The sequence below is a fragment of the Saccharopolyspora cebuensis genome (assembly GCF_039542665.1).
In the GTDB taxonomy this organism is placed as follows: Bacteria; Actinomycetota; Actinomycetes; order Mycobacteriales; family Pseudonocardiaceae; genus Saccharopolyspora; species Saccharopolyspora cebuensis.
In genome coordinates this window covers 472,645-494,865 of sequence record NZ_BAABII010000010.1, presented here as the reverse complement: position 1 = coordinate 494,865, position 22,221 = coordinate 472,645, and the positions used below count along the sequence as shown (strand labels likewise).

Here is a 22,221-nt window from a genome sequence, read left to right as displayed (position 1 = left end):
CCATGCTGCGCCCGGAGCCCCGAGGCCGCAATCCACATCGGAGCGCTGATCGCACGATCCGGTGGTCCGCGCACGGCACCGGGGTCCACGGCGCACGGCCGACCTGCTGTTTCCCCGCCGCAGGACGGACCGGCGCCGGGTTGCCGCCGCCGGCTCGCGCCCCGACGCTGGCGGTGGACCGCGCCCCGGACGGCCCGTCCCTCCGGTGGTGACCGATACCGCAGGCGAACACCTCGCAGGCGCGTGGCGACGCCCGGGGGAGGAACGCATGCGCTTCAACGAGGTGTTCCACGAGATCCTGCACACCTGGTCCTGGATCGCCGGGGTGGTCTTCGCCCTCGTCGTGGTGGTCCTCGGCTGGGCCGTGGTGTTCAACCGCGCCGGGCGGCGCCGGCGCCCGCTGTTCCGGGTCTCGCAGAATGTCCGGCTCGAACTCGGCTACGCGGCCGTGCTCGCCGCGGTGGCCGCCGTGCTCGTGATCGTCGGGTTCGGCGCCAACGCCCGGGTGCACGACGGTGAGGGCAACACCGCCGAGGCCGTCCCGGCGGAGCGGATCGACGTCACCGCCTACCGCTGGTGCTGGGACTTCCGCTACACCAGCGCGCCGATCCAGGTCACCGGCGAGTGCCGGGGCGGTGAGATGCCCACCGTCGTGGTGCCCGCGGGCCGCCCGGTCGAGTTCGCGCTGACCTCCCACGACGTGATCCACTCGTTCTGGCTGCCGGACTTCGCGGTCAAGCGCGACGCCAACCCCGGGCAGGTCAACGAGCTCCGGATGACCTTCCCCGAACAGGGCCGCTGGAAGGGCCGGTGCTCGGAGTACTGCGGCACCCACCACGTCACGATGGACTTCTGGGTCGAGGTCGTCTCCCCCGAGGAATACCAGGACTACCTGGCCGCCGGCGGCACCGCGGTATGACGCGGTCGCCCGAACGTCCCGCCGCGGGCGCGATCCCGGCCCGCGGCGGTTCGATCGCCGACTGGCTGGCGACGACCGACCACAAGCGCCTCGGCGTGCTCACGATGGGCACGGCGCTGGTGCTCATGCTGATCGCCGGTGCGCTGGCCACCGTGATGCGCACCCAGCTCGCCGGTCCGGAACTCCGGATCGTCGGCCAGGACCAGTACAACCAGCTGTTCACCATGCACGGGTCGATGATGATCTACCTCGTGCTCACCCCGCTGGCGGTCGGCAGCGGGCTCTACCTGGTGCCGTTGCAGCTCGGCGCGCCGAACGTCGCCGCACCGCGCGCCACGCTGTTCGCCTACTGGCTCTACGCCGCCGGCTCGGTGACCATGCTGTCCGGCTTCGCCACCGGGACCGGCGCCGCCGACCACGGGTGGTACTCCTACACCCCGCTGGCGACCAGCCGCTACACGCCCGGTCACGGCGTCGACCTGTGGATCGTCGGCGTCGCGCTGGCCGGGGCGGGGATGCTGGTCATGGCCTGCACCGTGCTGTGGTCGGTGCTGGCCAAGCGCGCCCCGGGGATGAGCATGCTGCGGATGCCGCTGTTCAGCTGGGCGACCGTGGCGACGAACCTGATGGTGATCGGGGCGTTCCCGCCGCTGCTGCTGGCCGTGGCGATCCTGGCCCTCGGCCGCTTCCAGCCCGACCTGTTCACCGACAACATCTGGAACATCGGCTACCAGCACGTGTTCTGGTTCTTCGGCCACCCCGTCGTCTACGTGATGTTCTTCCCGTTCCTGGGCGCGGTCGCCGAGGTGCTGGCCACCTTCGCCGGGCGCCGGTTCTTCGGCTACCGGCTGACCGCGTTGTCGCTGCTGCTGTTCTCGGCGCTGTCGATGAGCGTGTGGGGCCACCACATGTTCACCACCGGGCAGAGCGCGAACAACTACTACTCGCTGACCTCGACGCTGCTGCTGGTCCCGGCGGGCATCGAGTACTTCGGGATGCTGGCGACGGTGGTGGGCGGCCGGTTGCGCTTCCCGGTGCCGATGCTGTTCGCGCTGGCGTTCATCCCGCAGTTCCTCGTCGGCGGTCTCACCGGGATCATGCTCGGCACCCCGGTGCTGGACTACCAGATGCACGACAGCTACTTCGTGGTCGCGCACTGGCACTACACGCTGGCGGCGGGCAGCCTGTTCGGCCTGTTCGCGGGCGTCTACTTCTGGTTCCCGAAGGTCAGCGGCCGGATGCTCGGCACCGGGCTCGGCCACGCGCACTTCTGGATCTGGATCGTCGGCACCAACCTGACCTTCCTGCCGATGTTCTGGGTGGGCCTGGAGGGGATGCCCCGGCGCGTCCCCACCTACCTGCCGCAGGACGGCTTCGGCGCGGAGAACCTGCTGTCCACGATCGGCGCGTGGCTGCTGGCCGTCGGCGCCCTGGTGTTCGCGATCAACGCCGCCTCGGCCCTGACCCGGCCGCGGGACGCGCCGCCCGACCCGTGGCGGGCGCACACCCTGGAGTGGGCCACCAGCTCGCCACCGCCCCGCTACAACTTCGACGCCCACCACCCGGTGCCGCCGGTGACCAGCTACGCACCGCTGCTGGACCGGCGGGAGCGGGCCGAGGCGGAGGGCGGCGGATGAGGTCGGAGCTGCTGCTCGTCGTCGGGTGGGCCGTGGCGAACCTGGGGCTGGCGTTGGGCCTGCTCGCCTTCGACCAACCGCTGCGTCCGCTGCCGGTGGTGCTGTTCACCGGCGCGAGCGCGCTGGTCGCCTGCTACGGGCTGGTGGCCGCGACGGCGATCCGCCGCGGCGCGGGCGGCGTCCGGCTGCGGCAGCCGCGGCGGGGCTGGTCGGCCGCGTTCGCCGCCCTCGGCCTCGCGGTCGCGCTGCTCGGCGTGGCCTACGGCTGGTGGATCACGCCCTTCGCCGCGTACCCGCTGCTGCTCGCGGTGGTCACCGCCGGGGACCGCCGGGTGCCCCGGGGGACCGGGCCGTGGCCGGCCGCGCTGGACGGCGCCGAACCCGCGCCCGGCCGCCGCTTCGTCCACGACGGCACCGGACTCGGCCGGGCCGCACCGGTGCCCGAGGACCACCCCGGCCACGGTCCCCCTCCGATGCCCGCGCCCGCCCCGCGCCGCGCGGGGCTGCTGCGGCGGGCGGTGGCCCGCCTGGTTCCCGGGAGGCGCCGGTGAACCACGAGATCTGGCACATGGCGCTGATGGGCCTGGTGGTGTCCGCGCTGTGCCCGGCGGGCTGCGCCGCGCTGCTCCGCCTGTTCCCGGCCGCGGAGGCGTGGACGGTCCCGGGCTGGTGCGCGCTGCCGCTGTTCGTCGTGCTGCACGCGGTGGTGGCGGTGCGGTCGGAACACCACGGCGGTGCGGTCGGGCACGCGCTGCTCGTCGTCGGCGCACTGCTGTTCTGGGCGCCGGTGCTCGGGACGCGCCACCGGCTCAGCGATCCGGGCCGGACGCTCTACCTCTACACCGCGCTGCCGCTGCTCGACCTCGCCGGGGTGTGGCTGGTCGCCGCCGGGCGGCTGGCCGGCGGCTTGGCGATGATCGCCGGGATGCTGCCGATGGGGGCGATCGCGGTGGTCATCACCTGGCGGTGGATGTGCCGCGAGGAGCAGGACCTCGGCCCGCAGGAGGAGACGTGAGCGCACGCCGCAGCCCAGGCGGGGGCAGCCCGGGCGGGTGGTCGCGGTGAGCCGCCCGGGACCGCTGACCCGCGCGCTCGGCCGCCGGCTCGGGCGCGGCGTCGACGAGCGCTTCCGGCTGGCCGGGCTCGTGCGCTCGGAATCCTCGCACGTGTTCCCCAAGCACCACTCCTTCCTGTGGGGCGAACTGGCGCTGTACTCGTTCGTGGTGCTGCTGGTGACCGGCACCTACCTGTCCCTGTTCTTCGTGCCCGACACCACCGAGGTCGTCTACCAGGGGGCCTACGACAACCTGCGCGGGCTGCACGTGTCCCGGGCCTACGAATCGGCCCTGAACCTGTCGTTCGAGGTGCGCGGCGGGTTGTTCGTCCGGCAGATCCACCACTGGGCCGCGCACGTCTTCGTCGCCTCGATCGTGGTGCACATGTGCCGGAACTTCTTCACCGGAGCGTTCCGCAAGCCCCGCGAGCTGACCTGGCTGACCGGCATCGCGCTGCTGGCGCTGTCCATGCTGGAGGGCTACCTCGGCTACTCCATGCTCGACGACCTGCTCTCCGGCGTCGGGGTGCGGATCGCCTCCGGCCTGGTGCTGTCGGTCCCGGTCGTCGGCACCTGGCTGCACTGGCTGGTCTTCGGCGGCGAGTTCGAGGGCGAGCTGTGGATCTCCCGGTTCTTCGTCGGGCACGTGTTCGTGCTGCCCGGCCTGCTGTGCGCGCTCGTCGGCGTGCACCTGCTGCTGGTCTGGTACCAGAAGCACACCCACTTCCCGGGCCCGGGGGCGACCGGGTCCACGGTGGTCGGCGACCGCGCGGCGCCCGGATTCCTGGTGCGCACCGCCGCCAACGGGCTGGCCGTGGTCGCCGTGCTGGCGCTGCTCGGCGCGCTGTTCCAGATCAACCCGGTGTTCCTGTGGGGGCCCTACACGCCGATCGACGGCTCCACGGGGGTGCAACCGGACTGGTACATCGGGTTCCTCATCGGGGCGCTGCGGATCTTCCCGCCGTGGGACCTGCACCTCGGCCCCTACACCGTGAGCGCCCCGTTCTGGCCCGGGGTGGCGCTGCCCGGAGCGCTGTTCGCGCTCGCGGCGGCCCACCCGCTGTTGGAACGGCTGCTGACCGGGGACCGCGGGCGCCACCACGTGCTGCAACGACCGCGGGACAACCCGGTGCGCACCGGGCTCGGCGCGATGGCGCTGTCGTTCTACCTGGTGCTGCTGGGCTCCGGCGCCGACGACGTGCTCGCCGTGGGCCTGTCCGTCCCGGTGGAACGCCTCGTGTGGGCCGGGCGGATCGGGGTGCTCGTGGTGCCACCGCTGGCCTACCTGGCCACCGTCCTGATCTGCCGGGGGCTCCAGCGCGAGGACCGGGACGTGCTCGAACGCGGGCTCCGGACCGGGCTGCTGCGCGCCGGGCCGGACGGCGTCCACGCGGAACTGCGGCAACCTCCCGGCGGCACCGACCACGCGGGGCGCCCGAAACCGATGGACTACGGCGGCGCCCGGATCGGCTCGCGCATCGTGGTGCGTCCCGAGGACGAGCCGCCGCGCCGGGGTGCGGGGCGCGGGGAGCAGGGGTAGACAGCGGACATGGCGAACTCGGGGCTTCGGCGGGCGGCATCGCTGGTGCTGCTCGCGGTGCTCTGCGGCTGCGGCCACCGGCAGCTCCCGCCGGACCTGCTGCGGGTCAGCACCGGCGCCGAGGGCGACGTCGGCCCGATCGCGGTGCGCGAGGTGATGTTCGCCCACCGCACCTCGGGCTACCGCCCCGGCGCGGACGTGCCGGTGCTCGCCACGGTGGTCAACGGGGGCGCCACGCCGGACCGGCTGGTGGCGGTGCGCACCCCGCTGGCCCCGGAGGTCGTCGTGCGCGGCGACACCGCGCTGCCGCCGGAGGGGACGGTGCACACCGCCTACCCGAACCAACCCGCGGGCGCCGACGCGGCGCTGATCGAGATCCGGCTGCGCGACCTGCGGGCCCCGCTGCGGCCGGGGATGACCTACCCGGTGGAGTTCCGCTTCGCCCGGGCCGGGGCGGTGCGCCTGGAGGTCACCACCGACCACGCCCTCGCGCCCCGACCGGAGTGCCCGCTGCCGCCGAACGGGACGCCGCTGGAGACCTACCACGCACCGCTCGACGCACCCCACCCGCCGACGCCGACACCTCCCGACTGCTCCTCGCTGCCCTGAGACTCAGGCACGGGGACTCAGGCACGGGGACTCAGCGCGGCGACGCGGCGATCCGCACGCGGTCGCCGCCGGAGAGCAGCGACGCCAGCTCCCGCCCCTCCTCGGCGACGGCGGTGCGCTCGGCCCGGGAGAAGCGGCGCAGCGGGTCGACGACCACGGTCCCGTCCTCGACCGCCCAGGTCGCGGCGACCCGACCGTCGACCAGGACGACGCGCGCACCGGCGACCGACAGGCCGCGGTGGGCGTCGTCGATGATCCGGCCGCGGTCGTGGTAGCCGAGGACCGCGTTGTCGAACGCCGGGAGGTACCGCACCGGGGCGGGCGTGCCGGGATCGGGCCGCGGCGCGTCGGGCAGGTCCAGCAGCCGCCTGCCCCGCTCGTCGCGGAAGGTGACGAGCTCCTCGCGCATCGCCGACACCGCGGCGGGCAGTCCGGCCAGACCGCACCAGGCGCGCACGTCGGCCGTGGCGGCGGGACCGAAGGCGGCCAGGTAGCGGCGGACCAGCGCCCGCCCGACCGGATCGGAGCCGTCCGGGGACGGCGGGTCGATCTCGCGCCCCAGCCACGCGGAGACCAGCGCGTAGCGCGCCGCCCCCGTGGCGCCCCACAGGCCGCGCGGTGGCAGTTGGACGACGGGCAGGAGGGCGGCGATCAGCAGCTCGCCCAGCGCCCGCGGCCCCGGCTCCGGCCAGCGCCCGGCGAGCTCCCGCGCGAGCCCGGACATCGTGCGGGGTTCGCCGTCGGCCAGCACCGCCCGCCCCGCCGCCGCGAGCTCGTCGAGGTCCACCCCGGCGAGCTCGCGGCGGTAGGTCCCGAGCACCCGCTGGCGCAGCATGGCGCCGTGGCGGGCCCGCCACGCCAGGACGTCGGCGGCGGTGAGGAGGTGGACGGTGCGGCGCATCAGGTGGGTCCGCACCACGCTGCGCCGGACCAGCAGGTCCGAGAGCACCGCCGGGTCGAATCCGCGCAGCCGCGACCACAGCCCGACGAACGGTTCCTGCGGTTCCTGCGCCTGCAGGCCGCACAGGTGCCCGACGGCGTCGTGGACCGGCAGGTCGGCGCGGTCGAGGAGCAGCTGCCGGGCCAGCGTCGCGCGGTTGAGCGCCCGGGCGTCCAGCACGGTCATCGACCCACCGCCCGCGCCGGCTGGTCCGGATGCGTCGGCACGATGCTCCCTCCCGGTCGGTGCCCGGCCCCGGTCAGGACGACCGCCGCCCGTCGATCGCCTCGCGCAGGATGTCGGCGTGCCCGGCGTGCTGGGCGGTCTCGGCGATGACGTGGGTCAGCACCCCGCGCACGCTGCGCACCGCTCCCGGCTCGTGCCAGGGCACGTCGGGCAGGGGATGGGTCACCGACAGGTCGGCGGTGGCGATGATGTCCTCGCTGCGGGCGGCGACCTGTTCGTAGCGCGCGAGGATCCCGGCCAGCGTCTCACCCGGCAGCATCCGGAAGTCGTCCTGGTACTCGATCATCCACTCCGGTATCACCCGTGCGGTCCCCGCCTCGATGTCGGCCCAGGTGACGCCCTCGGGCAGGTCGTGGCGCATCGCCGACGGGCCCTCCACCGCGAAGCGCAGCCAGCCTTCCTCCGCCGACGCCACGTGCTTGATCAGCCCGCCCAGGCACAGGGCGCTGACCGTCGGGGTCTCGCCGAGCTGCTCGTCGGCGAGACCGCGCACGGTGCTGGTGAGGGCGGCGCGCGCGGCCGCGAGCGCGGCGATCAGGTCGGCCCTCTCGCCGTCGGTGGTCGTGGTGGCAGTGGTCATCTCGATGCGGCCCTTCGGGTCGTCGTTGTCCGGCACGACGCCGACGATCGCAGCCGAAGCGGCCAGGGAGTGTCCGCTTCCCGGTGCAGCATGGCGACCATGCCGAAAACCTCAGCGCGGCTGCTGTCCCTGCTCTCGCTCCTCCAGGCGCGCCGGGACTGGCCGGGCCGGACGCTGGCCGAGCGGCTGGCGGTCAGCCCCCGCACCGTCCGCCGCGATGTCGACCGCCTGCGCGAACTCGGCTACCCGATCGCGGCCACCAGGGGCCCCGACGGCGGCTACCGGCTCGACGCGGGCGCCGAGCTGCCGCCGCTGCTGTTCGACGACGAGCAGGCCGTCGCCCTGGCCATCGCGCTGCGGATCGCCACCACCGCAGGCGCCGGGATCGACGAGGCCGCGGCCCGCGCGCTGCACACCGTCCGGCAGGTGATGCCCGCGCGGTTGCGCCGCCGCATCGACACCGTCCAGGTCACCGCCGTCGAGCGGTCCGCGGTCCCGCCGCACGTCGACAGCGGCGTGCTGGTGGCGCTGAGCAACGCCGTCCACGCGCGCGAGGTGCTGCGCTTCGACCACGAACCCCCGCCGTGGGGCGGGGACGAGGTGCTCCCGGTGCGCCGGGTCGAGCCGCACCACCTCGTCACCTGGGGCGGGCGGTGGTACCTCGTCGGCTGGGACCTCGACCGCGACGACTGGCGCACCTTCCGCGCCGACCGGATCACCCCGCGCACCCCCACCGGCCCCCGCTTCACCCCGCGGGCGGTGCCCGGCGGTGACGTGGCCGCGTTCGTGGCCGCCCGGTTCCGCGGCGCCGACGGCTCCGGCGGCTGGCCCTACCGCGGCGAGGTGATCCTCGACCTGCCCGCCGAGGAGGTGTCCCGCCACGCCGGCGACGGAATCGTCGAGGAACTCGGCCCGGACCGCTGCCGCCTGGTCCTGGGCTCGTGGTCGTGGTCGGCCCTGGCCGCCGCGCTGGGCCGGTTCGACGCCGACCTCGAGGTCGTCGGACCGGCCGAGCTCAAGGCCGCCTTCGCGCACCTGGCCCGCCGCTGCGCCGCCGCGGCGGGCGACCGCGTCTGAGGGGCCTTTCAGCATGCTGTGCGGCACGCAACCGGCACCGCCACGCAGGCCATTGGCGAAAGCGGTCCTAACTCCGGGGGAACACGAGGGCGTCGTAGAGGTAGGTCTTGGTCTGGCGCTTGGCGTAGAGCTCGTGCTGCACGTGCGGCAGCCGCTGCGACGGGGACCACTGCCGCACCTGCCCGGAGGTCCCCTCGACGCGCACCACTTCGCCCTCGACCAGCTCGACCGGACGCGCGGCCAGCACCGTCACCCGGGTGCCCGGAGCCTCGGCGGCGACCAGTTCGAAGCGTTCGGGACCGTGCACCCGGACCACCTTCGCGTCGGGGACCACGACCCGCTCGCCCAGGTATTCGCCCTCGTAGAAGTGCTCCGGCGCCTGCAGGTCCGGCACCGGGACCTCGGCCTGCCCACCACCGCCGCACGCCCCGACCGAGACCAGCACCCCCGCACCGATCAGCGCCGCCGCACCGCGCACCGACACCACTCCCCCTCCGACACCCGCGAAACCGCCGTGCCGGGATGGTGCCGGACGCGCCGCCGTCCCGCCCGCCCCCGTCACCCGGGCCGCGCACCGCCCGCCGGCACCAGCACGAGCAGCACGACCGCGGCGAGACCGCCGACCACCAGCACCGCGGGCCGCAGGCCGAGGTGTTCGGCGGCGAATCCGGTCAGCGGCGGACCACCGAGGTGGGCGAGGTAGCCCCAGGCGGTCACGGTCGCCGCGGCACCGCCGACCGCCCCGCGCGCCCCGGCCGCGCTCAGGGCCAGCGGGAACAGCGGCCCGCACCCCGCCCCGGCCAGCGCGAGGGCGCCCACGAGGACCACCGCCGAGGGCTGCGCCACCCCGATCGGCACCGCCACCACGAGCGCCCCGGCCGCCCACCGCGCGACCACCACCGGACCGGTGCGCCGGACGACCCGGCCGGCGAGGCCGCGCGACACCGCCATGGCGCCGCTGAACACCACCACGCCGACCCCGGCCAGGGACGCGGGGGCGCCGAACTCCTCGGCGAGCAGGACGGCCGACCAGTCGGTGAGCAGCCCTTCGAGCAGCAACGCGCACAGCGCGACACCGATCAGCCGCCACCCCGGACGAGCACCGCGCTCGACCCCGCCGCGTCCAGGACCGCCACCTGCAGGACCGGGGACGTGCTCGGGCAGCCGACGCCACGCGACCGCGAGCACCCCCAGCAGCACCGCGGCGACCAGGAGCAGGTGCGCGGCCACCGGGAGCGTTCCGGCGACCGCGGCGCCCGTCCCCGCACCGCCGAGCACGCCGAGGCTGTAGGCGGCGTGCAGCCCGGGCAGCGCGACGACGCGGTGCCGCCGTTCGAACTCGACCGCCGCCGCGTTCATCGCCACGTCCAGCATCCCGCTCGCCGCACCGAGCAGCACCAGCACCACCGCCAGCCCGACGACGTCCCCCGCCGCCGCGATCAGCGGCAGCCCGGCGGCGAACACCAGCGCCGAGGCCCGGCACAGCAGGTGCGCCGGGACGGACCGCAGCAGCCGACCGGTGAGCAGCAGCGTCGGCACCGAACCGGCGGCCACTCCCAGCAGCGCGACGCCCAGCGCCAGGTCGGACAGCGCGAGGTCCGCCTTGACCGCCGGGATGCGCGGCGCCCAGCTCGACAGCACCGCACCGTTGAGGAAGAAGACCAGGCGCAGCGCGCGCGGTACCTCGGGCATCGGTCCCTCCACGAGACCGCCCTGCCGCACGCACGAGGAGCGCGGTGCGCCGATCGGCACCTCCGGACGGAACAGAGGACCCGGCGACCGCGCACCCACCGTACCGCACGATCATCGCGCCGGGGGCGCTCCGCGCCGCACCCACCGCGCGGCGAGCAGCGCCAGCACCCACGCCGTTCCCGCCTCCACCAGCAACCACGTCCAGATCCCGGACATCATCGACCTCCCTTTCTTGTCCATTCGGACTGATCACGTCGCGTCGGCCGCGCGGCGGATCCGCAGCGACAGCAGTGCGGCGGCGGCGCAGAGCAGCCCGGCACCGATCCAGACCGCCGCGTACGAGCCGAGCAGCGCCCGGGTGGTGCCGCCGGCGAAGGCCGCGGCACCGGCGCCGAGGGCGTGCGCCGCGCTCACCCAGCCGAACACCACCGCGCCGTCGTCGCCGCCGAAGAACTCGCGGCACAGCAGGATGGTCGGTGGCACCGTGGCCAGGTCGAGCAGGCCGTACACCACCACGAACACGATCATCGGCGGCTGCACGGTCGGCCCCAGGAACAGCGGCAGCAGCACCAGCGAAACCCCGCGCACGAGGTAGTACGCCCCGAGCAGCCATCGCGGGTCGATGCGCTCGACCAGCCATCCCGACGCGGCCGCGCCGACGGTGTTGAACACGCCCACCACCGCCAGGAGCGTCGCCGACACGGTCATGGGCATCCCGTGCTGGCTCGCCGCCGGGACGAAGTGCGTCATCATGATCCCGTTGGTGGACGCCCCGCACACCGCGAAGGTGCCCGCCAGCAACCAGAACGGCCTGGTCCTCGCGGCCGTGCCCAGGAGGCCGACCGCGCGGCTCGCCGCGCCCGTGGTCCGGGGCGGCGCGGGGGTGAACTCCGCCGCGCCGTAGGCCTTCAGGCCGACTTCGCCGGGGTGGTCGCGCAGCACCCACCAGACCAGCGGCACCAGCGCGGCGGCGGCCAGCCCCACCGCGAGCACCCCGGCGCGCCACTCGAAGCGGTGGACGATCGCGGCCAGCACCGGCATCAGCACCATGCCGCCGAACATGCTCGCCGAGGTGAGCACGCCGCTGACCAGTCCGTGCCGCGCGACGAACCACCGGTTCGCCACCGTCGCGGCGAACGTCAACGCCATCGAACCGGTGCCCAGGCCCACCAGCAGCCCCCAGGTGAGCACCAGGTGCCACGACTCGCCCACCACGGTGGTCAGCGCGGCGCCCGCGACCATGACGACCAGCGCCGCGGCCACCACCCGGCGGATGCCGAACCGGTCCATCAGCGCCGCCGCGAACGGCGCGGTCACGCCGTAGAGCACGATGTTCACCGCGAAGGCGAAGGAGATCACGCCGGTGGACCAGCCGAACTCGCGCCGCAGGGGGTCGGTCAGCACGTCGGGCATCCCGGTGGACCAACCGGTCACCAGGATGACCAGCCCGGTGGTCGCCGCGATCCACCACGCGCGGTGCATCCCGGCGCGGCGCCGCACCGCCCGGTCAGGGCTCCTCGTCTCGGTCATGCCGACCATCGTGGGGCGCCGATCCGCGTCGAACGAGTGGCCCGACGGCCAACATGTGCAAGAATCGGGCCATGACGGCCTTCCACCACCCGCGCCGGCACCGCATCGCGGTCCTGGTCCGCCAAGGCGTCCTGCCGATGGAGCTGGCCCTGGTCCACCAGCTTTTCGCGCTGGCCACCGACCGCGACGGCAGCCCGCTGTACGAGGTCCTGACCTGCGCCGCCCCGCCCGGCCCGGTGCGCACGACCGCGGACTTCACGCTGCACGTCGAGCACGGCCCGGACGCACTCGCCGAAGCCGACACCGTCTTCGTGCCCGCCTCCGACGAGGACTACGACCCGGCCCCGGAGGCCGTGCTCACCGAGCCGATGGCCGCCGCGCTGGCCCGGGTGCCCGCGCACGCCCGGATCGCCTCGATCTGCACCGGTGCCTTCGTGCTCGCGGGCGCGGGCCTGCTCGACGGCAAGCGGGCCACCACGCACTGGAACGCCGCCGCGCGGTTCGAGCGCCTATTCCCGTCCGTCGCGCTCGACCCCGACGTGCTCTACGTCGACGAGGGCACCGTGCTGACCTCAGCGGGCGAGGCGTCCGGGATCGACCTGTGCCTGCACCTGATCCGCACCGACCACGGCGCGGCGCTGGCCAACGACGTCGCGCGCCGGGCCGTGGTGCCCGCCCACCGCGACGGCGGGCAGGCGCAGTTCATCCGGCAGGCGGTGCCCGAACCGCAGCGCTCGTCCACCGCCCGCGCCCGCGCCTGGGCGCTGGAGCACCTCGACGAGGAGCTGACCTTGCGCGCCTTGGCGGCGCGGGAGTCGATGAGCGTGCGCACCTTCACCCGGCGGTTCCGGGACGAGATGGGGCTGTCGCCGCTGCGGTGGCTCACCCGGCAGCGCGTCGAACGGGCCCGGCAGCTCCTGGAGGAGACCGACCTGCCCATCGACCAGGTGGCCGTGGACGCCGGGTTCGGCACCGCCGCCTCGATGCGCCAGCACCTGCGCGCCGTGCTCGGCACCTCCCCGAGCGCCTACCGGAACACCTTCCACCCCGGCCCGCGCGCGGCGGCGAGCTGAGCCCCGCCGCCACGGCCAGGGCCGCCGGTGCACCGGATCGCCAGTGCACCGGGTCATCAGTGGACCGGGCCGTCAGTGCACCGGGCCGAGGGAGAGCAGGTCATCGTACTCCTTCGGGAGCTGCGTGGCGAGGTCGTCGAACTCGTGCCCCGTGAGGCTGCCGCGCAGCGCGGTCATCACCGCGCGCGAGTGCTGGCGGGCCTGGCTGGCGGTGCAGCCCTCGCCCTCCTCGCGGGCCACCCTGCGGTAGAACTCGTCCATCCCGAAGCGCTCGCCCTCGCCCTGCGGCGGCAGCTCGCGGGCCAGCGGCTCGGGAAGTTGCGAGGCCAGGTGCCGGGTCTCCCCGCCCGCCAAGCGTTCCCCGAGCACCCGCACCGTCGCCCGGACCGCCTGCTCGGTGTGCGCGGGGTCGCCCAGCCCGGTCGTCTTCTCGACGGCGGACACGATCTCGTGCTCCTTCATCAACACCACCCCGTTGCCGTGACGTTTCGCGCCCTCCGGGTGCCCGGCGGCGCCGCGCCGCTAACCCGCCGCGACGCTCCCGAGGCGCACCGGGAGGGACTGGAAACCGTTGCCGATGAAGGACTCCAGCGGGAGCAGGTGGTCCGGGTGGGCGGCCAGGGCGAGGTCCGGGAAGCGGTCGAACAGCGCGGGCAGCGCGATGCCCGCCTCCAGCCGGGCCAGCGGGGCACCGAGGCAGAAGTGCACGCCGTGCCCGAAGGCGAGGTGCTGGTCCTGGTCGCCCCGGGTGAGGTCGAACCGGTCGGCGTCGGCGCCGAAGACCTCGGGGTCGCGGTTGGCGCCCGCGTACCCGGCGAGGATCGCCTCACCTCGGGGGATGGTGGTGCCGTCGGACAGCACCAGGTCCTCCACCGCGAACCGCAGCGGGAGGTTGGCCAGCGGGGGCTGCCAGCGCAGCGCCTCCTCGATCGCCCGGTCCCAGCCGACCTCGCCACCGCGCAGCGGGGCGAGCTGGTCGGGGTGGGCCAGCAACGCGGTGACGGCGTGGCCGAGCAGGTTCACCGTGGTCTCGTGCCCGGCGCCCAGCAGCAGGATCAGCGTGTCCGCCAGTTCCCGCTCCGACAGCGGCGGATCCGCCTCGGCGGTGAGCAGCGTGGTGGTCAGGTCCTCGGCGGGGTCGGCGCGCTTGCGGGCCAGGAGGTCGCGCAGGAAGGCGTCCATCCGCCCGGCGACCGCCACCGCCTCGTCCGCGCTGGTGGTGCGGAACACCGCGTCGACGATGTCGCGCAGCTCCGCCTCGGTGCCCTCGGGAACGCCGAACAGCTCCGAGATCACCCGGATCGGCAGCGGGTAGGTGAACGTCGCGCGCAGGTCCACCGGTTCGTCACCGGGACGGGCGGCCAACGCGTCCAGCAGCTCGCCGGTGATGGCCTCCACCCGGGGCCGCAGGGCTTCGACCCGGCGGGCGGTGAACGCCTGCGACAGCACGCCGCGCAGCCGCCGGTGCGCGTCGCCGTAGGCGGTGAACATGTTGTCGACCCCGACCCACTGGAGCAGCGTCCAGTCCGGTGGGATCTCCCCGGTCCCCCACTTCGACCAGTGCCGCCGCGGGTCCTTGGACACGCGGGGATCGGTCAGCAGCGCCCGCAGGTCGGCGTGCCGGGTGACGACCCACGCCGGGATGCCGCCGGGCAGGTCCGCGCGGACCGCCGCCGCAGTGGCGCGCCACTCGCGGGCCTGGGCCTGCAGGTGGCGTCCGGTCGGGTCGAGGGCGGTCGGATGGGGGGCTAGGTGCTCGTCGCGTGGTGCGGACATGGTGTTCCTCCGGTGGTGCGTTGGGTGCGTGCGGGGAAGACCACGGGCAGCGCGGACAACGCGCGGTGGAACGGTCCGGGCCGCCAGTGCAGGTGCACGTCCGGGGCGGCCCGGAGTCCGGGCAGGGCGTCGAGCAGCGCCTCGATCGCCACGGTGGCGATCAGGCGGGCGGGGTCGTGGGCGGGACAACCGTGCGGCCCCGCGCTGAAGGCGAGGTGCGCGCGGTTGCCGGTGGGCACGTGGCCGTCGGGGCCGACCACGGCCGGGTCGGTGTTGGCGGCGGCGATGCTGATCACCACCGGTTCGTGCGCGGGCAGGGTGGTCCCGCCGAGGCGCACCGGCCGCACCGGGTAGGTGATGGCGTAGTTGGCCAGCGGCGGGTGCCGCCAGAGCACGTCGTCGAGCGCGTCGGCGATCGCGACGCCGCCGTTGACCAGGTTCTCGGCGAAGCGGGTTTCGGTCAGCAGCAGCCACAGGGCGTTGCCGATCCAGCCCGCCACCGGCTCCACGCCCGCACCCATCATCACCACGAGCTGGTGCAGCAGCTCGTCGTCGGTGAGCCCGTGCGGGTGCTGGAGCAACCGGGTGGTGACGTCGTCACCGGGATCGGACCGCTTGGCGGCGATCAGGCCGCGGACGCAGTCCTCCAGCTCCTCGTTGGCCCGGATCGGATCGCTGCCGTCCCAGAGCGCGCGCATCGCCGCGGCCATCCGCGCGGACAGCGCGGGCGTGCAGCCGAACATCAGGTGCAGCACCTGGAGCGGCAGCGGCGCCGCGTAGTCGGCGATGAGGTCGGCGTGGCCGCGGTCGGCGACGGCGTCGATCAGCCCGCTGGCGGTGTCGTGCACGAAGCGGCGCAGGGCCGCCGGATCGGTGCGGCGCAGGCTGTCGGTCACCGGCGGGCGCAGCCGGGCGTGGTCGCCGCCGTCGGCGAACAGGGTGTTCGGCCGCCAGGCCATCATCGGCAGCACGACGGCGTCCGGCGGCGCGCTCGCCTGCCAGGTCCGCGAGTCCTTGGCGAAGTCCTGCGGCGAGTGCAGGATCTTCAGCGCCGTGGCGTAGTCGGTGACGAGGGTGGCGGGCACCCCGGGCGCCAGCTCCACCAACGCCACCGGGCCCCGGGCGCGCAGCATCGCGTAGGTGCGCTGCGGGTCCGCCGCGAAGTCGGTGCCGTAGAGCGGTACGGCGGGGCCGGGGGGCTGCGATGTCGTCACGTGAGCTCCGAGTGGACGTGCTGGACGAGCGTGATGAGGGCGCGGCGGCAGTCCTCCGGCCGACGCGCGTCGCAGGTCACCAGCGGGACCTCGGCGGGCAGGTCCAGCGCCTCCCGCACCTCCTCGTCGGGCACCTGCGGGGAATCCGGGAAGCGGTTGACCGCGACGCAGAACTTCAGCCCGTCGTCCTCCAGCCGGGTGAGGGTGTCGAAGGCGAGGTCGAGGCGCCGGGTGTCGACCACCAGCAGCGCCCCGATCGCCCCGGTGGTCAGCGTCGGCCACAGGTAGTGGAACCGCTGCTGGCCGGGTGCGCCGAACAGGTAGAGCACCAGGCTGGAGCTCAGCCGGAGCCGGCCGAAGTCCATCGCCACGGTCGTCTCCCGCTTGTCCGGGGTGAGGGTGAGGTCGTCCACGGCCTCACCGGCCCGGGTCATCGGCTCCTCGGTCCGCAGCGGCGGGATCTCCGAGATGCTGCCGATGAAGGTGGTCTTGCCGACGCCGAGGGGACCGGCGACCACCAGCTTCGCCGACCGGGTCACGGTGGCGGGCAGCGCGGGATCAGCCCGCGGTGTCGAGGTCGCGGAGACCACGCAGCACCTCCTCCAGCACGGCCGCGCTGGGCCCCTGCGGTGCCGCCGCGCGCACCGACAGCCAGCCGTCGGCGACCAGATCACCGATCACCACGGCGGCCACCGTCACCGGCAGCCCCGCGTGCGCGGCGACCTCGGCGACCGCCAGCGTCCCGCCGCAGCACACCTCGACGACGCGGTGCTGCTGCGGGCCGAGCCCCCGCGGCGGCTGCCGGACCTCGGCCCGCACCAGCGTCGCCGGGTCCAGCCCCGGGTCGTCGGGCCGCGCCCGCCCCGCGGTCACCACGTAACTGCGGACGAGGTCGCGGCGGGGGTGCGCCGGGCTCATGTCGAGCGCTGTCCGGTGCCCAGGGCGCTGCCGAGGCGTTGCACGATGCCCTCCAGGGTCGTGCTCACGATGCCCATGTCCGCGGCGTAGCTGACGTGCACCACGATCGTGGTGTGCTCCCCGGCGCGCTGCACGATCTGGTGGCTGCTGTGGCCGTCGTCGATGATGGTGCGGGTGCGCGTGGAGAGGGATCCGCCGCTGCACTGCACCATCTGCTGGGCCGCGGCGTTGATCCCGGAGGCCGCCGCGGCCCACGGGTCGGCGGCGTCGCGCGAGAGGCCCGGGGCCTCCTCGGCGAGCAGCCCGTCGTCGGAGACGACGAAGGCGGTGAGCACGCCGGGCACCTCGCGCAGGCGGTCGGTGATCCAGGCGCTGTCCACGGTGCTCATGTGCTGTTCACTCCCGGTTCTGCGTGATGGCGACGAACTGATCGTGCCGGGCCTGGGTCACCGCCGGGTCTTCGCCGGTGCCCGTCCCGGGCGCGGGGAGGATCTCCCCGGTGCGCGAGGTCGGTGGGCGGCGGCGGTCGCGCTTGGGCAGACCGCTGGCGGTGCGGACCGGGGCCTCGGCGGGGCGCTCCTCGGCGGGCTCGGGGCGCGCCGAGGTCCCGGCGGGCGGGTCGTCCGGCTCGGGATGGGTGAGCAGTTCGTTCGGCACGAAGACGGTCGCGCGCATCCCGCCGTGCGGCGAGCCGCTGTCCAGCGCGACCTCGAAGCCGTGGCGGCGGGACTGCTGCGCGCACACCGCCAGGCCGAGGCACGGCGGGTTGCCCAGGTCGGTCAGCTCGGGGTCCTGCTCGGCGACCAGCACCCGGCGGGCCCAGTCGAGCCGGTCGGAGGGCATCTTGATCCCGCCGTCGAGGACCTCCACCGACAGGCCGTGGTGGTTGCGCTCGAAGAGGACCTCCACCGCGGCCTGCGGCGGGGAGAACTTGGTGGCGTTGTCCAGCACCTCGGTGATCGCCATCTTCAGGCCCTCGACCGCGCGGGCCTGCACCGAGACGTCGTGGTCGGAGACGAGCACCTTCACCCGCTGGTAGTCGTGCACCCGCGACTGCGCGCCCTGCACGATGTCCACGAGCCGCTCGGTGCGCCGCTGCTGGCCCGGCCAGGACCCGGCCAGCGCCAGCAGGTTCTGCACCCGGCGGGACATCTGGGCGATCGCGTGGTCGACCGGCATGAGGTCGCGCAGCACGCGCGGGTCGGAGTGCTCGCCGATCATGTCGTGGATGCGCTGAGCAGCGGTGTTGCCGAGCGCGAGGAGTTCGTTCATGGCGCCGTTGAGCGCTTCGCGCACGGCGTGCACGGCCTGCTCCCGGACCTCGACGAGCTCCTCGGCGCGCGGCGACCGGGCCGCGGCGGCGAGCCGCTGCTCGGCCGCGTCGCACCGCCGCTGGAGCTGGTCGGTGAACTCCCGTTCCTGGTCCAGGGCCCGCCGGGAGCGCTGCAGCAGCACCCCGAGCACGACGACCAGGGCGATGAGGCTGAGGACCACGGCCAGCCAGACCGCGTTGGGCATCACGTCTCCATTCCCGCCGCGGCGCGGTGCGCACCGGCGACGGCCGAGCTGAACACTGCGCGGATGGCATCGCCCTCCGCGTACGCGCCGCAGCGTATCGAATCACGATCACCTGATCGAGACGGTGGCGCTCCACGATCGGCGGAAGCGCCGTCTCGAAGCGCCACCAAGATCGGGCACCCGATCGCGGAGAGGTGATCGCGCTCACCCGGACGGCGGAGGTTTCGCACCCCCGGCGGCCCGGCAAGCCCCTGGGCACGGATCGGGAGGGGAGAACCATGCCCAGGCCAGGAAGCCACAAGTACGAGATCAAGCGGGCCCACCGGCGCACCGGCTACGAACGCCAGGAGGGCATGCCGGACCAGCGCGCCAAGGAGAAGGCCGACTACGACCTGCACCAGCAGAACCCGCCGATGCGCCCGGCCGACGACCGCGCCGCCGGACCGTTCGGCGAGCGCCCGTCCGGGCGGCCCGGTGCGAAGGGCAGGCAGCACGACGCCGAGGGCGGCGGCATCCGGTTGCGCAGCAGCAGCTTCCAGGACCACGACCTGATGCCCCGGTGGTGCAGCGGGGACGGCGAGGGCGTCTCCCCCGAGCTGGAGTGGGACGGCGTGCCGGACGGGACGGTGGAGCTCGCCGTGGTGTGCGTCGACCCCGACGCGCCGACCGGCACCTTCGTGCACTGGCTGCTGACCGGCCTGCGCCCCGGCGAATCGGGGCTGGAGCCCGGCCGGCTGCCCGACGGGGTCGTGGAGTCCCGCAACGACTTCGGCGAACCGGGGTGGGGCGGGCCGCTGCCGCCCGCCGGGGACGACCCGCACCGCTACTTCTTCCGCGTGCACGCCTCCGACCACCCGCTGCGGCTCGGCGAGGATTCCACCGTGGACGACCTCGACCGCGCCCTGGGCGGCGGCGAACTCGCGCGCGGCACCCTCGTCGGGGTCTACCAGCGCTGAGCCCTCCCCCGCGCGAGACGCGCGCCCCTCGTCGCGGTCCCGGTGAGCGGGAGCGCGACGGGGGCCGAGTGCTGCCGGGCGCAGAATCGGCACGCAGCACCGGCCGTCGGGATGCGAGGGGGCGCGATGAGCAGCGCGGAGGATCCACGTCGAGCGGCCGCCGCGCTGCTGGCGGAGCTGACCGGGCCGGGAGGTGACTTCGAACTGGTCACCGAGGAGGTGCTCGGCTCGGCGATACCGGTCTTCCGCGAGCGGGACCGCTCGCTCGACGCCGTGCTGCGCCGGTCCCGGCGCCACGGCGACCGGGACTACCTCGTCTCGGTGGACCAGCGGATCAGCTTCGCCGAACACGCCGACCGGGTCGCCTCGCTGGCGGTGGCGCTGCGCGACGAGTACGGCATCGGCAAGGGCGACCGGGTCGCCATCGCGGCGGCCAACTCCCCGCAGTGGATCATCGCGTTCTGGGCGGTGGTCTCGCTCGGCGCCATCGCGGTGGGGTGCAACGCGTGGTGGTCGCGTCCCGAGCTGGCCTACGCGATCGGGCACAGCCGTCCCTCGCTGCTGGTCGTCGACGCCAAGCGCGCGGAACTGGTCGACCCACCCGGGATCCCGGTGCTCGACGTCGAGCGGGACGTGCCCCGGCTCGCCGCGCGGCACCCGGGTACCGAGCTGCCGACCGCCGAGGTGGCCGAGGACGATCCCGCGGTGCTGCTCTACACCAGCGGCACCTCCGGGCGGCCCAAGGCGGCGGTGCACTCGCACCGCAACCTGATCGCGGTCATCGACTACCACCGCCTCAGCGCCGAGATCCCGCACCGGCTCGGCGATCCGGTGCCGCCCGAGGACAAGCGCTACCTGCTGGCGCTGCCGCTGTTCCACATCGCGAGCCTGCACAACCTGGCCCTGCCGCGACTGGCGACGGGCAGCGCGGTCGTGATCCACCAGGGCGCCTTCGACGCCGACCGGGTGCTGGCGCTGGTCGAGCGGGAGCGGGTCACCAACTGGGCGGTGGTGCCGACCCAGGCCAACCGGCTGCTGGAACGCGGTGGGCTCGACCGGTACGACCTGTCCGCGCTGACCGCGTTCTCGCTGGCCTCGGCACCGTCCTCGCCCGCGCTGAAGGACCGCGTCCGCGCGCTGCTGCCCACCGGTGCCCGGCAGTCGGTCACCGACAGCTACGGGCTCACCGAGTCCTGCACCGGCGCGTGCGTCGCCACGCCCGCCGACCTCGCCGAGCACCCCGACGCGGTGGGCCGCCCCGTCGTCGGCGTGCAGCTGGAGATCCGGGACCCCGCGGGCCGGGCGCTGCCGGACGGTGAGGAGGGCGAGGTGTGCCTGCGCAGCATGTACAACATGCTCGGCTACTGGGAGGACCCGGAGGCCACCGCGCACGCCCTGCGCGAGGACCGCTGGCTGCACACCGGTGACCTCGGCGTCCGCTCCGGCGGACTGCTCCGGCTCAGCAGCCGCCGCTCGGACCTGATCCTGCGCGGCGGGGAGAACGTCTACCCGGCCGAGGTCGAATTCGCCCTCGCCGACCACCCCGCGGTGCGCGAATGCCTGGTGCTGGGCGTCGAGGACGCCGACCTCGGCCAGGCCGTCGGGGCGGTGGTCGTGACCGGGCAGGACGGCGCCGTGCGGGCGGACGAGCTCGCCGACCACCTCCGGGAGCGCCTCGCCTACTTCAAGGTCCCGACGGTGTGGCGGCTGACCACCGACCCGCTGCCCCGCAACGCCACCGGGAAGGTGGTCCGGGCGCGGGTGCGGCTCACCGAGGACCGTTGACCCGGTTCCGCTCAGCGGGACGACCGGTCGGCACCGAGCGGGATCGGCGCTAGCTTCGCCGCCGTGCCGGGCGGCGTCCCGGACCGACATCGGACCTCGACGGCAGGAGGGCGGAATGGGTGCGGACACGGACCTGACCGGGCGGACCGCGATCATCACGGGAGCGGGCGGCGGCCTCGGCCGCAGCGAGGCGCTCGCCTTGGCGCGGCGCGGTGCGGCGGTCGTGGTCAACGACGTGGGCGCGGGTGCGGAGGCGGTGACCGCCGAGATCACCGCCGCCGGTGGCCGGGCCGTCGCGGTGCCCGGTGACGTCGGCGACTGGTCGTCGGGCGAGCGCCTGGTGGACGCGGCGGTGGCGTCGTTCGGCCGGCTCGACGTCGTGGTGAACAACGCGGGCGTGCTGCGCGACCGGATGCTGTTCAACCTGTCCGAACAGGACTGGGACGACGTCGTCCGGGTGCACCTCAAGGGCCACGCCGCGGTGTCCCGGGCCGCCGCCGCGCACTGGCGCGCGGAGAGCAAGCGGGCGGGGGCCGCGGTGTACGGCAGGGTCATCAACACCGCCTCCGAGGCGTTCCTGTTCGGCGCCCCGGGGCAGCCCAACTACTCGGCGGCGAAGGCGGGCATCGTCGCGCTCACCCTGTCCACCGCCGCCGGGCTGGCCAGGTACGGCGTGCGCGCCAACGCGATCTGCCCCCGCGCCCGGACCGGGATGACCGCCGACGTGTTCGACGGCCCGGCCGACGGGCCGGACCTGCTGGACCCGGAGCGGGTCGCCACCTTCGTCAGCTACCTGGCGGCGCCGGCCGCCGAGGACATCAGCGGCCAGGTGTTCGTCGTCTACGGGGACATGGTCGCCCTGCTATCACCACCCGCGGTGGAGCGGAAGTTCGTCGCGGCGGACGGGACGTTCTCCGTCGAGGAGCTGGACCGGACGCTCTCGGCCCACTTCACCGGGCGCGACCCGCACCGGACCTTCGCCGCCACCGACGTCGCCGCCCTCGACACCACCGGCGCCACCACCCCGTAGGACTGTTTCGGAATGGCTTGCGTGGCGGTGCGGGTGGCGGAACCTCAGCGGTCTTCTCGCTCCGGGCGCCCTTCTTGATGGATCGCCGATACACGGCATCAGGGCGTCCTCGCGAGAAGACCGCTGA

The 22,221-nt window shown here is 74.5% G+C and carries 23 protein-coding genes; 11 read left to right on the top strand and 12 right to left on the bottom strand.

Annotation, left to right across the window (positions count from 1 at the left end; genetic code table 11):
• Positions 1-268 precede the first annotated feature (268 nt).
• Genes ABD976_RS16645 through ABD976_RS16620 form a run of 6 tightly spaced genes read left to right on the top strand, consistent with a single transcriptional unit; the run spans position 269 to position 5,759 of the window.
• Positions 269-919, top strand: a complete 651-nt coding sequence (locus ABD976_RS16645; protein WP_345364071.1) for a cytochrome c oxidase subunit II — start codon at positions 269-271, stop codon at positions 917-919.
• Complete coding sequence (locus ABD976_RS16640; RefSeq protein WP_345364069.1) at positions 916-2,556, top strand: cytochrome c oxidase subunit I; 1,641 nt, start codon at positions 916-918, stop codon at positions 2,554-2,556. Before ABD976_RS16645 ends, ABD976_RS16640 begins: the two co-directional genes overlap by 4 nt.
• Entirely contained in the window at positions 2,553-3,107 is a 555-nt protein-coding gene (locus ABD976_RS16635; protein ID WP_345364067.1) for a hypothetical protein, read from the top strand. The genes ABD976_RS16640 and ABD976_RS16635 overlap by 4 nt, the downstream gene beginning before the upstream one ends.
• Positions 3,104-3,571 (top strand): cytochrome c oxidase assembly protein, encoded by a 468-nt coding sequence (locus ABD976_RS16630; protein WP_345364065.1) that lies wholly within the window; start codon positions 3,104-3,106, stop codon positions 3,569-3,571. Before ABD976_RS16635 ends, ABD976_RS16630 begins: the two co-directional genes overlap by 4 nt.
• 46 nt (positions 3,572-3,617) lie before the next feature.
• Positions 3,618-5,150, top strand: coding sequence for a cytochrome bc1 complex cytochrome b subunit (qcrB, locus tag ABD976_RS16625; RefSeq protein WP_345364063.1), 1,533 nt, complete (start codon positions 3,618-3,620; stop codon positions 5,148-5,150).
• Between the two features lie 9 nt (positions 5,151-5,159).
• Positions 5,160-5,759 carry a copper chaperone PCu(A)C domain-containing protein gene (locus ABD976_RS16620; RefSeq protein WP_345364061.1) on the top strand — a complete coding sequence of 200 codons (600 nt, stop codon included), beginning with the start codon at positions 5,160-5,162 and terminating at the stop codon, positions 5,757-5,759.
• A 31-nt stretch (positions 5,760-5,790) separates the two neighbouring features.
• On the opposite strand, the gene ABD976_RS16615 is transcribed toward ABD976_RS16620, so the two are convergent.
• Together ABD976_RS16615 and ABD976_RS16610 are read right to left on the bottom strand one after the other, a co-directional pair.
• Entirely contained in the window at positions 5,791-6,885 is a 1,095-nt protein-coding gene (locus ABD976_RS16615) for a winged helix DNA-binding domain-containing protein (RefSeq protein ID WP_345364059.1), read from the bottom strand.
• Positions 6,886-6,958: 73 nt separating this feature from the next.
• Positions 6,959-7,525: a DinB family protein gene (locus tag ABD976_RS16610; protein WP_345364287.1), complete on the bottom strand. Its 567-nt coding sequence runs from the start codon at positions 7,523-7,525 to the stop codon at positions 6,959-6,961.
• A gap of 99 nt (positions 7,526-7,624) precedes the next feature.
• Between ABD976_RS16610 and ABD976_RS16605 the strand changes: the two genes are divergently transcribed.
• Positions 7,625-8,602, top strand: a complete 978-nt coding sequence (locus ABD976_RS16605) for a helix-turn-helix transcriptional regulator (protein ID WP_345364057.1) — start codon at positions 7,625-7,627, stop codon at positions 8,600-8,602.
• 67 nt (positions 8,603-8,669) lie between these two features.
• Here the strand turns inward: ABD976_RS16605 and ABD976_RS16600 are convergent, their stop codons facing one another.
• From ABD976_RS16600 to ABD976_RS16590, 3 genes are all read right to left on the bottom strand, one after another.
• Positions 8,670-9,086 carry a hypothetical protein gene (locus ABD976_RS16600; protein ID WP_345364055.1) on the bottom strand — a complete coding sequence of 139 codons (417 nt, stop codon included), beginning with the start codon at positions 9,084-9,086 and terminating at the stop codon, positions 8,670-8,672.
• A 74-nt stretch (positions 9,087-9,160) separates the two neighbouring features.
• Complete coding sequence (locus ABD976_RS16595) at positions 9,161-10,294, bottom strand: MFS transporter (RefSeq protein WP_345364053.1); 1,134 nt, start codon at positions 10,292-10,294, stop codon at positions 9,161-9,163.
• 249 nt (positions 10,295-10,543) lie between these two features.
• Positions 10,544-11,824: an MFS transporter gene (locus ABD976_RS16590; RefSeq protein ID WP_345364051.1), complete on the bottom strand. Its 1,281-nt coding sequence runs from the start codon at positions 11,822-11,824 to the stop codon at positions 10,544-10,546.
• 71 nt (positions 11,825-11,895) lie between these two features.
• Between ABD976_RS16590 and ABD976_RS16585 the strand changes: the two genes are divergently transcribed.
• On the top strand, positions 11,896-12,897 hold the full coding sequence (locus ABD976_RS16585) for a GlxA family transcriptional regulator (RefSeq protein WP_345364049.1): 1,002 nt from the start codon (positions 11,896-11,898) through the stop codon (positions 12,895-12,897).
• A gap of 72 nt (positions 12,898-12,969) precedes the next feature.
• Here the strand turns inward: ABD976_RS16585 and ABD976_RS16580 are convergent, their stop codons facing one another.
• From ABD976_RS16580 to ABD976_RS16550, 7 genes are read right to left on the bottom strand one after another with little or no spacing between them, the layout of a single operon-like run.
• Complete coding sequence (locus ABD976_RS16580; RefSeq protein WP_345364047.1) at positions 12,970-13,359, bottom strand: DUF2267 domain-containing protein; 390 nt, start codon at positions 13,357-13,359, stop codon at positions 12,970-12,972.
• Between the two features lie 60 nt (positions 13,360-13,419).
• Positions 13,420-14,673 (bottom strand): cytochrome P450 family protein, encoded by a 1,254-nt coding sequence (locus tag ABD976_RS16575; RefSeq protein ID WP_345364045.1) that lies wholly within the window; start codon positions 14,671-14,673, stop codon positions 13,420-13,422.
• Positions 14,646-15,887 (bottom strand): cytochrome P450 family protein, encoded by a 1,242-nt coding sequence (locus ABD976_RS16570; protein WP_345364043.1) that lies wholly within the window; start codon positions 15,885-15,887, stop codon positions 14,646-14,648. The genes ABD976_RS16575 and ABD976_RS16570 overlap by 28 nt, the downstream gene beginning before the upstream one ends.
• Positions 15,884-16,477, bottom strand: coding sequence for a GTP-binding protein (locus ABD976_RS16565; protein WP_345364041.1), 594 nt, complete (start codon positions 16,475-16,477; stop codon positions 15,884-15,886). Before ABD976_RS16565 ends, ABD976_RS16570 begins: the two co-directional genes overlap by 4 nt.
• Entirely contained in the window at positions 16,446-16,805 is a 360-nt protein-coding gene (locus ABD976_RS16560) for a DUF742 domain-containing protein (protein WP_345364039.1), read from the bottom strand. The genes ABD976_RS16565 and ABD976_RS16560 overlap by 32 nt, the downstream gene beginning before the upstream one ends.
• Positions 16,802-17,194 carry a roadblock/LC7 domain-containing protein gene (locus ABD976_RS16555; RefSeq protein ID WP_345364037.1) on the bottom strand — a complete coding sequence of 131 codons (393 nt, stop codon included), beginning with the start codon at positions 17,192-17,194 and terminating at the stop codon, positions 16,802-16,804. Before ABD976_RS16555 ends, ABD976_RS16560 begins: the two co-directional genes overlap by 4 nt.
• A 7-nt stretch (positions 17,195-17,201) precedes the next feature.
• The gene (locus tag ABD976_RS16550; RefSeq protein WP_345364035.1) at positions 17,202-18,323 is read right to left on the bottom strand and encodes an ATP-binding protein; all 1,122 of its coding nucleotides are present in this window, start codon (positions 18,321-18,323) and stop codon (positions 17,202-17,204) included.
• 278 nt (positions 18,324-18,601) lie between these two features.
• On the opposite strand from ABD976_RS16550, the gene ABD976_RS16545 reads away from it, so the two are divergent.
• From ABD976_RS16545 to ABD976_RS16535, 3 genes are all read left to right on the top strand, one after another.
• Positions 18,602-19,279, top strand: a complete 678-nt coding sequence (locus tag ABD976_RS16545) for a YbhB/YbcL family Raf kinase inhibitor-like protein (protein ID WP_345364033.1) — start codon at positions 18,602-18,604, stop codon at positions 19,277-19,279.
• A 126-nt stretch (positions 19,280-19,405) separates the two neighbouring features.
• Positions 19,406-21,064, top strand: a complete 1,659-nt coding sequence (casG, locus tag ABD976_RS16540; RefSeq protein ID WP_345364031.1) for a steroid-24-oyl-CoA synthetase — start codon at positions 19,406-19,408, stop codon at positions 21,062-21,064.
• 115 nt (positions 21,065-21,179) lie between these two features.
• Positions 21,180-22,094, top strand: coding sequence for a 3-oxoacyl-ACP reductase (locus ABD976_RS16535; protein WP_345364029.1), 915 nt, complete (start codon positions 21,180-21,182; stop codon positions 22,092-22,094).
• The last annotated feature ends 127 nt before the right edge of the window (positions 22,095-22,221 follow it).